The 11,357-nt window shown below is 21.4% G+C and carries 12 protein-coding genes; 6 read left to right on the top strand and 6 right to left on the bottom strand.

What is annotated here, in order from left to right; genetic code table 11:
- Both ACTT9C_RS06430 and ACTT9C_RS06425 read right to left on the bottom strand, forming a co-directional pair.
- Positions 1-234, bottom strand: a 234-nt coding sequence (locus ACTT9C_RS06430; protein ID WP_440923667.1) for a hypothetical protein, incomplete at its 3' end; no start/stop codon positions are given.
- A complete protein-coding gene (locus tag ACTT9C_RS06425) occupies positions 231-1,313 on the bottom strand; it encodes a glycosyltransferase (protein ID WP_440923666.1) in 1,083 nt (360 codons plus the stop codon). The genes ACTT9C_RS06430 and ACTT9C_RS06425, both read right to left, overlap by 4 nt.
- Before the next feature lie 78 nt (positions 1,314-1,391).
- Here ACTT9C_RS06425 and ACTT9C_RS06420 point away from each other — a divergent pair, with 78 nt between their 5' ends.
- Genes ACTT9C_RS06420 through ACTT9C_RS06405 form a run of 4 tightly spaced genes read left to right on the top strand, consistent with a single transcriptional unit; the run spans position 1,392 to position 5,300 of the window.
- Positions 1,392-2,150, top strand: coding sequence for a glycosyltransferase family A protein (locus ACTT9C_RS06420; protein WP_440923665.1), 759 nt, complete (start codon positions 1,392-1,394; stop codon positions 2,148-2,150).
- Positions 2,147-3,148, top strand: coding sequence for a hypothetical protein (locus ACTT9C_RS06415; RefSeq protein ID WP_440923664.1), 1,002 nt, complete (start codon positions 2,147-2,149; stop codon positions 3,146-3,148). Before ACTT9C_RS06420 ends, ACTT9C_RS06415 begins: the two co-directional genes overlap by 4 nt.
- A complete protein-coding gene (locus ACTT9C_RS06410; protein ID WP_440923663.1) occupies positions 3,145-4,026 on the top strand; it encodes a glycosyltransferase in 882 nt (293 codons plus the stop codon). The genes ACTT9C_RS06415 and ACTT9C_RS06410 overlap by 4 nt, the downstream gene beginning before the upstream one ends.
- 2 nt (positions 4,027-4,028) lie before the next feature.
- Positions 4,029-5,300, top strand: a complete 1,272-nt coding sequence (locus ACTT9C_RS06405; protein WP_440923662.1) for a class I SAM-dependent methyltransferase — start codon at positions 4,029-4,031, stop codon at positions 5,298-5,300.
- Here ACTT9C_RS06405 and ACTT9C_RS06400 read toward each other — a convergent pair.
- Positions 5,290-6,177: an FkbM family methyltransferase gene (locus tag ACTT9C_RS06400; protein WP_440923661.1), complete on the bottom strand. Its 888-nt coding sequence runs from the start codon at positions 6,175-6,177 to the stop codon at positions 5,290-5,292. The two genes, ACTT9C_RS06405 and ACTT9C_RS06400, sit on opposite strands and share 11 nt — an antisense overlap.
- 43 nt (positions 6,178-6,220) lie before the next feature.
- Between ACTT9C_RS06400 and ACTT9C_RS06395 the strand changes: the two genes are divergently transcribed.
- Complete coding sequence (locus tag ACTT9C_RS06395; RefSeq protein WP_440923660.1) at positions 6,221-7,201, top strand: NAD-dependent epimerase/dehydratase; 981 nt, start codon at positions 6,221-6,223, stop codon at positions 7,199-7,201.
- Here ACTT9C_RS06395 and ACTT9C_RS06390 read toward each other — a convergent pair.
- The gene (locus ACTT9C_RS06390) at positions 7,164-8,099 is read right to left on the bottom strand and encodes a hypothetical protein (protein WP_440923659.1); all 936 of its coding nucleotides are present in this window, start codon (positions 8,097-8,099) and stop codon (positions 7,164-7,166) included. The genes ACTT9C_RS06395 and ACTT9C_RS06390 overlap by 38 nt on opposite strands.
- A 6-nt stretch (positions 8,100-8,105) precedes the next feature.
- Between ACTT9C_RS06390 and ACTT9C_RS06385 the strand changes: the two genes are divergently transcribed.
- On the top strand, positions 8,106-8,882 hold the full coding sequence (locus tag ACTT9C_RS06385; RefSeq protein WP_440923658.1) for a hypothetical protein: 777 nt from the start codon (positions 8,106-8,108) through the stop codon (positions 8,880-8,882).
- 13 nt (positions 8,883-8,895) lie between these two features.
- Here the strand turns inward: ACTT9C_RS06385 and ACTT9C_RS06380 are convergent, their stop codons facing one another.
- Positions 8,896-10,155: an O-antigen ligase family protein gene (locus ACTT9C_RS06380; protein ID WP_440923657.1), complete on the bottom strand. Its 1,260-nt coding sequence runs from the start codon at positions 10,153-10,155 to the stop codon at positions 8,896-8,898.
- Positions 10,152-11,306 (bottom strand): glycosyltransferase, encoded by a 1,155-nt coding sequence (locus ACTT9C_RS06375; RefSeq protein ID WP_440923656.1) that lies wholly within the window; start codon positions 11,304-11,306, stop codon positions 10,152-10,154. The genes ACTT9C_RS06380 and ACTT9C_RS06375 overlap by 4 nt, the downstream gene beginning before the upstream one ends.
- Positions 11,307-11,357 lie beyond the last annotated feature (51 nt).

The following is an 11,357-nucleotide window of genomic DNA, read 5'->3' as shown; positions in this document are numbered from 1 at the left end:
AATTTTTTTTAGTAAATTACTTATTAAAAAAATTGAAAAAATTAATTTCTTACTATTCAACTCATAGACTGTAATATTATTTTTTTTAAAAATTTTACTGTATCCACACTTACCTATACAGATGATTGAAATTTTATAATTTTTTTTTGATAAATTTAAACAAAGTTTAGAAATTGAATTTCCTGCTCCTCCAAATGCAAAATCAGACATAAAAAATATAAGATTTTTTTTCATAAGGTCATAATTTCTTTATAGTATTTTTCTAAATTTGTTTTTTCTTCGAATCTATATAGATTTTTGTAACCAATTTTAATTTTATTTTTAATATCGACAGAATTTTTATTTTGAATGAATCTGATTATATTTTTTTTTAAGTCTTTGTAATTATTGTTCTTAAATAAATAACCAGCATCACCATTCATCAGAATTTCTTTGGGTCCAGTTGGACAATTTGATGAAATTATAAATTTTTTCATCATTTGTGCTTCAATTAACACATTAGGCAAACCCTCAAATTTAGAAGTCAAAATGAATGCATCGCATTTTTTTAGATATTTTATAGAGTTTGAAATATTTTTTATTATTTGAATATTATTTTGTAAATTATTTCTTAGTATGTAACTTTTTAAATTATTTTCTTCTAAACCATTGCCTATAATTTTAAGTTTATAATTTATATGTTTAATTTCTTTAAAAGCCTTTAACATAATTATATGGTTTTTCTGATCAGTAAGTCTAGCTACATTTAGAAAATAAATAATATCTTTTTTTACAACATTTTTAAATTTAAATTGATCTTTTTTATTATAAGCGGGATTATAAATTACAATTGGATTTACTTTAAAAGTTTTGATAAATATTTTTTTAAATTCTTTACTATTAACAATTATTTTATCAGCCATTTTGTATATAATTTGAAATATTTTTTTTTTAAATCTATTTGATATATAATAATTTGGAGCAGCATTAGATCTTGCTATAATCTTATTCTGCGTAAATTTAGCTAATAAAATAAAATATAAATTAGATTGGAAAGACACAAACAACAAATTTTTCTTAAATCCAAACTTCCAAAAATAGTTTAGAAAGCAAAATAAAATTTTTAAAAAATTTGGTAAAGGAAAATTCCCAAAAAAAGTGCTATCAATAATTTTAACATTTTTATGAAATTTTTTTTGAATATTATTCTTTCGAAAAGTAATCAAATATACAATTTGGTTTTTAATTGCAAAAAAATTTACTATTTTATATAAGTTTTTTTCAACACCCCCTATTCCAATAGATGGACAAAAAAAAATAATTTTTTTTTTCATATCAAATAATAGACATATTTTTAATGTTATTTCTTCAGTATATTATAAATACTTATCTTAATTTTGAATAAATAACTTATGTATCTATCAATAATTCTTCCTTATTTTAAAAAGAAAAAATATATTAAACAAACTTTGGAATCGATTATAAATCAAAGTTTCAAAAACCATGAGTTAATAATTATATATGATCAAACAGATAAGTCTGATATTTCATATATTAAAAGAATTATTAAAAACAAAATTAAATACAAAATAATCATTAATAAAAAAAATTTAGGTGTAGGCAAATCAAGAAATATTGGTATTAAAAATTCAAAATCAAAATATATAGCTTTTTGTGATGCTGATGATGTATGGCATAAAAAAAAATCTGAAATTCAATTAAATCTAATGAGAAAAAAAAATTTTTATTTTTCTCACACAGATTACAATTTGATAAATACCCGAAACAAAATTATAGGTGAGATGGTTGTAAAAAAAACTTTAACTTATAATGATTTACTAAGGTCATGTGATATAGCATTATCATCTGTAATACTTAAACGCTCATTACTAAAAGGATCCTTAAAATTTGGAAATACAAAAACAAAAGAGGATTTTTTACTCTGGTTAAAAATTTCAAAAAGAGTAGTGATTTATGGGATTAATAATAAGCTCTTAAAATGGAGAAAAACAGAAAACTCTTTATCAAGCGATATTATACAAAAACTAACTGACGCCTTCATAGTTTTTAACAAAGCTGAAAAACAAAATTTTTTAATTACATTTTTTTATGTAATAAGACTTTCAATTTATTATATTTTAAAAAAGATTAAGCAAAAAAAATATTTATGATATTAGCTAAGTTTTTCATTGGCATAATAGCACATCATTTGATTAATAAAATTTTATTAAAAAAAAAATTACTTCTTGATGATCCTAAATACTCTTCTCATAAAAATTTTGTCAATATAAATAACAATATCGTACTATCTGGTGGAACAGTTTTCTTATTATTGTTTATTTTTTTTTGTGATGCCAGTATTGGTTTATTATTATTTATTTTTTTAATCTTTTTTATTGGAATAATTTCAGATTTGAAAATTTTAAATTTACCATCATTAAGATTTCTATTACAATTTTTAATAATTTCTTTTTTTGTTTATACCTTAGATTTAGGTGTAAGTTCTACTGATTTAAAATATTTAGATATATTCTTAAAAAATAAATATATAAGTCTTTTATTTTCAGTACTTTGCATTTTAGTTTTAATAAATGGATCGAATTTTTTTGATGGGTTGAATACACTTACGATTGGTTATTATGTTTTGGTTTTTTCAAGTATTATTATTTTAATAAAAATTTTTAATATTAGTTATGATGTAGAATTTTTAATTAGTATAATATTGATACTTTCTGTAATTTTATTATTTAACTTTTTCAACAAAAGTTTTTTAGGTGATTCCGGTGCCTACGCTGTTTCTTGTTTGGCTGGATATGTATGTATTGATTTTTATAATTATATAAAAGATCTATCTGTTTTGTTTATAGTTGTAATTTTGTGGTACCCAGCATTTGAAACTTTATTTTCAATCATTAGAAAACTGCAATTAAAGTATAATCCAACTAAGCCAGACAATAATCACCTACATCATTATTTTTATATTTTTTTAAAAAAAAAAATTAAAAATAACTATCAAGCAAATTTAATTGCTGCTAATTTAATAAATTTATTCAATCTTATTATTTTTGGATTTTCAATCTTTTTTTACAAAAATTCTTTTATGTTATCAATTATTCTACTTATTAATTTAATAGTTTATTTATCATCATATAAAATCTTAAAAAAATGAGAGATAAAATAATTTTTTGTATTTGTACCAAGAATAGAAAAAAAAAATTAGTTGAAACATTGTCCTCAATTTCTAATTTAAGTAACTTATTAGACTTTAAAATAGAGACTTTAATCATATCTAGCGATGACAAGAATTATAATGAGATTCTAAAAAAATTTAAAAAACAACTAAACATTAGATTTTATCAAGAAAAACTCGTGGGAATATCTGACTCAAGAAACAAAGTTCTTGAGATCTTAAGAAATAAAAAATTCAGTTACGCCTCTTTCTTTGATGATGATTGTTATGTTGATAAGAAATGGTTGAAATCAATGATTGAACTAATCAGAGAAAAAAAAATTGATATTGTTTCAGGTCCCCAAATTTCGGTTTCAAATAATATATACATGAAAGTTCTAGAAAGACATGAGACACACAAATTACAAATTAGATGGGCTTCAACTAATAATATTATTTTCAGGAAAAAAGCTATAGAAAATTCATTTATATTCGAAAAAGAACTAAACCAAATAGGAGGTGAAGATCAATTATTTTTTTTACAATTAAATAAAATTGGTAAAAGAATTATTTGGAACAAGAAAGCATTAGTCTATGAGTTGAGAGATAAAAAGAGAGAAAACTTTAATTGGTTTTTTAAAAGAAATTTAAGATATGGAGCATCATCAAATATTATATATAAAAAATTATATGGTTTTGCTGTAGGAAATTTTTTTATTTTTTTTAAAATTTTGAGAGATTTTACCTATTCTTTTATACATTTGATTAAAGCAATATCTTTAAATAAAAAAGATTTTTTTAAATCTATTATGTACATGACAAGAGTGATAGGTTGTTTGATGGGTATCTTAAGAATACAGATTAAAGAATACAATTAATGATGATCAATGAAGATAAAATAAATTTTAATAAGAAAAAAATTATTATAAAAAAGACTTGTGTTTTATGTTCATCCAAAAATATTAAACAAGTTATAAATTTTAATAAGACACCATTAGCAAATTCATATCCTAAGACCAAACTAGAAAAAGAAATATATTTTAATTTAAGTTGTGTTCTTTGTAAAAATTGTGGTCATTTACAATTAAAAGAATTAATAAATCCAAAACTTATGTTTGACAATTATCTTTATGTTTCAGGGACTTCTAACGTTTTAGTAAATCATTTTAAAACATATGCTGATAGAGTTATTAAAAAATTAAATTTAAATTATAAATCATCAATTTTAGATATTGCTTGCAATGATGGAACATTTCTAAATTTTTTTATTAAAAAAAACTTTAAAACAGTTGTGGGAGTAGACCCTGCTAAAAATTTAAAAAAATTTAACATAGATAAAAAAATTGATTTTAATACGGGTTATTTTTCAAATACTTTTAGCAAAAAACTAAAAAAAAAATATGGAAAATTTGATTTAATAACTGCAAATAATGTATTTGCTCACTCACCAAATTTACAAAATTTTACTGCTGGTATAAAAAATTTATTATCTCAAAAAGGTGTTTTTATTATTGAAGTTTCATATTTGTTAACTGTTCTTAAGAAAAAAACATTTGATACAATTTATCATGAACATATGAGTTATCATAGTCTAAACCCATTAATTAAATTTTTTCAAAAATTTGGATTAGAGATTTTTGATTTCGATTTGATAGATGCTCAGGGAGGATCAATAAGAATTTACATTAGTCATAAAAATTCAAAAAAAGTAAATAAAAAAAAAATATCCTTACAGATTAAAAAAGAATTAGATAATAAGGTTTTTAGTGTAAAGACTTATATTCAATTTTATAAGGATATATTAAACCAAAAAAAAAGATTAAGAATAATTTTAGATAAGTTAAAAAATAAGGGCTTAGATATAATTGGATATGGTGCACCAGCGAAATTAACGACTTTAAGTCATGTTTTGGATTTAACCAATAAAGATCTTAAAGTCGTAATTGATGATAATCAATTAAAACAACACAGATTTGTTCCCGGGAAAAGAATTATTATCAAAAATTCAACTTATTTAAAAAACTTAAAAAGTGCTTACATTATAATTTTAGCTTGGAATTTCTTTGATAGTATTAAGATTAAGTGTAAAAAAATAAATAAAAAATTTATTTTTATTAGGCCTTTTCCAATTCCAAAAATAGTTAAATATTAGCGATATCTTTTTTTGAACAAATAATTTGTTGATAGATTTTTTTTTTAAAAAAATTTATTCTTTTTAATTTAACATCTACATAGGGTTTTATAAAAAAAATTATTTCTAGTAGTTTAAAAAATTTTGAAAAATAGGGATATTCAAACCTCCATTCTTTAATTTCAATTTCATAAAAAAAATTAAATCCTTTCTTTTTTAAGAACTCTAAACATTTAGATGTATAGATATTTTTTTTTATAAAAAACTCTTCTTTTAATTGTTCAACTCCAATTACCAAATTTTTTGAATTTAAAGTTTTATTCATTCCTTTTAAAACTAAAATTTCACTTCCCTCTGTATCAATTTTTACAAAAGAATTATTTAAAGTTTGTTTTTTGATTAATTTATCAAGAGTATTTGATTTAACTTGAATAGTTTTATTGAACCTCTTTTTTATTAAAGAATTCGCTCCAAAATTTTTAAAGTCTATATAAAATTTTTTTGAACCTTTGCTATCTGATACTGCATAATTTAAACAATGTATGTTAGAAAAATTTTCAGTATTAAAATCTAATAATTTATATATTCTTGGATCCGCTTCAAATGCTATAACCTTCTTAAAATATTTTGAGAGATAGACACTATAAGTTCCATAATTTGCACCAACATCTAGAAATACATTAGTGATATTATTTCTTTTGAAAATCTTACTTAAAATATTTATTATTTCATTTTCATAGAAACCGTAAATATTAGTATAATTAGCTATGCCATCGTATGAGATTGTAGCTAATCTAATATATCTCTCTTTAATGTATTTTTTTGCTAGTTGATTAATTTCTCTCTCAAGAAATTTTTTTTTAAGGAAGCTCAAATAGAATTTTGATTTATTTTTCATTATTTATAAGTTATAAAATTAGTTATCTTAACTAATAAATTCAATGAAAAAAATATTAATAGTAGGTGGAGCAGGCTATGTTGGCACTGAACTCACACAAATATTATTAAAAAATTTTCATGTAACAATTTATGATTTATTTTATTTTGATTGGATTCTAAAGAATAGAAAAAAAATTAAGAATAATGACAGACTTATATTTAAAAAAAAAAATATTTTAGATGTTAAAAAAGAAGATTTTAAAAATATAGATACTATATGTGATGTTGTTGGTATCGCAAATGACCCTTCTTCAGATTTAAACAAAAATTATTCAACAAAAATAAATTACAGTGCAAGATATAAGTTTGCAATGCTTGCTAAAAAATCAGGTGTTAAAAGATATATTTTTAATTCCTCTTGTTCAATTTATGGTTTTAATAAAAAAAAGGTTTACGAAAAATCCAAGATAAATCCTTTGAGCTGCTATGCTAAAGCTGTGTATAGCGCTGAGAAAAAAATTTATAAACTTAGATCGAATAATTTTAGAGTCAATATTCTTAGAAACGCAACTCTATATGGATTTTCTAATGCTATGAGACTTGACCTGGTAATAAATGTTTTTTCTTATCTTCTTTTAAATAACAAAAAAATTACAATTGATGGTGATGGGAAACAGTCTAGACCATTTTTGTCAGTAAATGATGTTTCAAGAATGTACGAATACATAATAAAGAAGAATACTGGCTCATTTATTGTTAATGCTTTAGCTTTCAGTACAAATATAGATATTTTATCAAAAAAAATTATTAAAGTACTTAATAAATCTAAAAGTTTAATTAAATTTAATCCAAGCAATAAAGACCATCGTAATTACGATGTAGGAAGTAAAAATTTTAAAAGATATTTCAAGAATTTTAAATTTACAAAAATAGAAAAAGATCTTAAAAAATTAATTAAACAAATACGAATTAAAGGATTCAAACCTAACGCTAAAACCGTTAGAGTTAAGTTCTATAAAAAAAAATTAAAGGCTTTAAAATAATTTTAATTTTTTTAAAAATCCTAATTACCAAGTTTGGTCTATTATAAAATGACTTATATAAATACTCATCATATTTAATACAAATTTTCTCGGTATTATTTTCTTTAATAGGAAAAATTATATTTCTGGTTGCTAGATTTCTGAATTTTTTTGCACCTTTACCTGTGGGTGAACTATAAAAACCAATATTTTTGATTAAGTTTACAGTTGGCACAATTGTTTTGAGGTTGTTCAAAATATTATAATAAAGCCACTGAGTATCCCATGCAATTTGCTTCCCATCATATATTTTATCTAAATAGTATGAAAAATATCTTTTCTCTCCCTCTCTTAATTTACAATTATTTAAAAAATATTTTTTCTTAGATGGCCAGTCTTTGATATTGGGGTCATAATATTTTTTCCACCTATCTTTCCATGTTGCCCATCCCATAAAATGAGGATATTTAGAAAATAAATAATCTCCTTTAGTTATTTTTCTTATTGAAGTTCCATAGTAAAGATTACATCCGGAGATATGAGCAATATTTTTTCTAGAGTGATACTTTTTTAACATTAAATCACAGAATCTAAAAAAACCAAATTCAGGTATACAATCATCCTCAAGTATAATTGCCTTTTCTTCATATTTAAAAACTTTGTTTAAAATTTTAAAGCCAATATATTTTTGACCTATATTTTTTGAAAAAAAAAACTTTTTTGCTTTTATTTTGGAAAAATTTTGTATTATTTTTGAGGTTTGTTTATGGTTATTTTTTTCGTTTTTATTAAAATCTGATTTTTGACCATCTTGAAAAATATATAATTTTTTTGGCTTAATCTCTAAAAAAATTTCCAAAATTTTTTTTGTTTCCTCAGGTCTTTTATATGTTAAAAATATGATCGGAGTTTTGTACATACTATAATGATAGACTATAACGATATCAAAAAAAAATTTGAAAATCTAGGTTTTATTAAAATTAATAGATTTATCGATGATGATAATTTTTTTGAATTATGTAAAGAACTTAACGATCAAATTAATGAAAAATTTTTTCTTGAAAAAAAAAGAATTAAAAATTTAGGAGGAAATTTAATTGGTAACATAAATATTAATCTAGGTCATAAAGGTGATAAAATTTGGTCTTACCTAAAAAAAAAAAATATAAACAAACTAATTTCTGATCTAACTGATTTTAAAGATAACGAGTACAGTGTATTTTGTGGGGGAAATTTATTGTTTGCACATCCAAATAGTTATAATCAGTTATTTCACACTGATGGAAAAAAAAAACCAAGAAAAATAATAATTTCATTATGCTTGGATAATATTGATAAAGATAATGGACCAACTGAACTTTATGAGAAATCTCATATTGAAGAATTACCGTATTGGAAATTTCTTTTTAAATACTTTCTTAAAAAGAAATATCAATTATCTCTTAACAAAGGAGATATATTTGTTAGAGAAGCATTTATTTGGCACAGAGGGACAAAAAATAATTCTCTCAAAAATAGAATACTGATAAATTTTATTATCTCAGAGGAAAAGAATAAAGACTTAAATTATGAGTCAAATAAGGAAATTTATTTTTTTGATAATATGTTTGAGTCTAATTTTTTTGGTAAAATAAAAGAGTTTGCCAATGTTAGACTAAAAGTTTTGTATTTTATTTATAAATTTTTTAGATCTTTTGTTTAGTAATTAAAAAATTTTAGTCTTTAGAAACCGGATCAATACTATTATAATAAACATAATATAACGCATAATTTAAAAAAAATTGAAAAAGATTTAAACTTGAAAAGAAGTTTCCAGTTGGGATTATTGGGAGTAATGAAATAATAATATAAATTTTGAATATAAAAAGTTTACGCTGCTTTTCTTTATCAATAACTTTGCTTTTATTTGTAAAAAAAAGGCTTAAAATTAATGATAAAATAATTATGGTTCCCAAAACACCATGTTCTGAAATGAATTCATAATAAAATTGATGTGGGTGAGTATAACAGTAAACAACTTTTTCTTTTATAATTTCTCTATCAGATGTTATTTTCAATTCGTTGCAGGCTTTTAAATAATTTTTGGTTCCAACACCAAAAAAAATTCTTTGTTTAAGTATTTCATAAGAAAATAAAGATTGATTAATATATTTTGTTTCTAAAATATTTAGATATAAATTCTGATTAACAAAACTTTTATTTATACTCTGAAATGTATTTTTGTATCTATTGCTCAATTTACCAGTAGATACTGTAAAAATGATTAATAAAATTAAGGATATTAAAGCCAATATCTTTAATTTATGTTTATTTAAAACAAAAAAAATAATTAAAAATACTGAGAATAAAAGTTTTAGTGAAATAGATCTTTCCCCAGTAACTAATATAGAAATAAAAAAAATTAAAAATAAGATAATCGACAAATTCTTTTTTTCATCGAAATAAAATCTGCCTACTATAATAAATAAAAATGTTGATAAATAACTTCCAACGATTAATTCATCTTGAAAAAAACTTACAATTCTCTCATTTTTCATTGGGCTTTCAAACCCAAGAATATTTTTTCCATAAATAAATTCAAAAAATATATCAAACGAAACTATTAATAAAATTAAAGTCCAAAAATTAATTACTTTGTTTCTTAACGCTTCGTTTTTTAAAAAGTATATCAATGCAAAAACAAGAAAAATATATCTAAAAAAAAATGCACCTCTCCTTAAAGAATTTTCATAATTGATACCAATTAGAGAATTAAAAATTAAATATATCCATAAAATTGATAATATAAGAAATAATCTACTCTTTAGAAATTGATATAAGTACTTTTGGTCTCTAAGTATTTCGTTGAGAAAAAAAAGAGTAATTAAAATTATATTAAGTTCTAAAATTGCATTACCAATGATAAATGAAACAGGTAATAACGAAAAAAATAATAAAATAAAATTATCTTTATTTATTAATTTTTTTTCATTCATAACTTTGAATTACTGCTTATATAATTTTCTAATAATTTAAAGTGTCTAAATAAAGAATATTTTTTAATATTCTTTTTTGAAATAATTTTTTTCTTATTGATTTCTCTCTCACTTAAATTTAAAAATTTAATCATTTTATTTCTTAAATCATCTATATTGTTATTTTCAAATAAAATACCTCCATCATTTCCTTTAAGTATTTCATTTGGACCATTTTTACAATTACTTGAAATTATTGGTAAGTCATTAAGGATTGCTTCGATTAAAACAAATCCTGGATCTTCCCACAACGAAGTTAAGATGAATAGCTTGCTTTGCGAATAGTACTTGTGGATATTTTTTTTACTACCCATTAAAAAAATTTTTTTTTCAAGTTGAAGTTTTTTTATTAATTCTTCTAATTTTTCTTTATCTTCACCATGACCAAAAATATAAGTATTAAATTTTAGTAAGTCTTTTTTATATAATTGTTCAGAAGCTTTAATGAAAATTTCAAAATTTTTTTGTTTAGTTAATCTACCTACCATTATGATATTATTTTTTTTAAAATTACTATCAAGCAAACCTAATCTCCTTTGCCTTAATACATTTTCAATTGAGTAAACTGGATCATATAAAACTTTAACTTTATTTTCAGGAAAAATATTTTTTGATATTAACTCTTTTTTTTGCTCGGCGGTATTACAAAAAACCATAGCAATATTTTTATTAGAAATTTTCCATAAAAATTTTCTTAAAAAATTTAATTTGGGTCTACCAGAAACTCTAAACAATATTTTAGTTTTAAAATCAAAAATTAGAAATAATACAAATGGAATGCTTGTCATCAAATGAATTATTAGATATTTGGGTTTTTTTTCATTTAATAACTTTTTAAGTTGCCAAAAACATTTAAAAAAAATTATCGAAAAAGATACCCTACTTTTTACAAAACTATATTTTGGTAATTTTTCAAAAATTTTGTTATTAAGGTTGATGTATTTTACCAAATTATTTTTTTCCTCATTATCCCACTCGCCAATTGTATTAATAATTTTTGAATTAAATTTCTTTGAATATTTGTTAATTGATAAGGCAGAATTAAAAATTGCTTTTTTAGTCCCGATATCTCTATCTAAAAAAGGCCCCCAATAAAATAAATTTTCTTTCATTTTTTTAAATATAGCTATGATTATGATGTTTTTTAGTCATTTACATTTTTT

It is taken from the genome of Candidatus Pelagibacter sp. (assembly GCF_052049575.1).
GTDB lineage: Bacteria > Pseudomonadota > Alphaproteobacteria > Pelagibacterales > Pelagibacteraceae > Pelagibacter.
The sequence above is the reverse complement of the archived record's forward strand: the minus strand, read 5'-3'. Positions and strand labels throughout refer to the sequence as shown.

Coding starts and splice junctions, on each gene's coding strand:
- ACTT9C_RS06425 (WP_440923666.1), bottom strand. CDS start 1,313: ATGAAAAAAAAAATTATTTTTTTTTGTCCATCTATTGGAATAGGGGGT.
- ACTT9C_RS06420 (WP_440923665.1), top strand. CDS start 1,392: ATGTATCTATCAATAATTCTTCCTTATTTTAAAAAGAAAAAATATATT.
- ACTT9C_RS06415 (WP_440923664.1), top strand. CDS start 2,147: ATGATATTAGCTAAGTTTTTCATTGGCATAATAGCACATCATTTGATT.
- ACTT9C_RS06410 (WP_440923663.1), top strand. CDS start 3,145: ATGAGAGATAAAATAATTTTTTGTATTTGTACCAAGAATAGAAAAAAA.
- ACTT9C_RS06405 (WP_440923662.1), top strand. CDS start 4,029: ATGATCAATGAAGATAAAATAAATTTTAATAAGAAAAAAATTATTATA.
- ACTT9C_RS06400 (WP_440923661.1), bottom strand. CDS start 6,177: ATGAAAAATAAATCAAAATTCTATTTGAGCTTCCTTAAAAAAAAATTT.
- ACTT9C_RS06395 (WP_440923660.1), top strand. CDS start 6,221: ATGAAAAAAATATTAATAGTAGGTGGAGCAGGCTATGTTGGCACTGAA.
- ACTT9C_RS06390 (WP_440923659.1), bottom strand. CDS start 8,099: ATGTACAAAACTCCGATCATATTTTTAACATATAAAAGACCTGAGGAA.
- ACTT9C_RS06385 (WP_440923658.1), top strand. CDS start 8,106: ATGATAGACTATAACGATATCAAAAAAAAATTTGAAAATCTAGGTTTT.
- ACTT9C_RS06380 (WP_440923657.1), bottom strand. CDS start 10,155: ATGAATGAAAAAAAATTAATAAATAAAGATAATTTTATTTTATTATTT.
- ACTT9C_RS06375 (WP_440923656.1), bottom strand. CDS start 11,306: ATGAAAGAAAATTTATTTTATTGGGGGCCTTTTTTAGATAGAGATATC.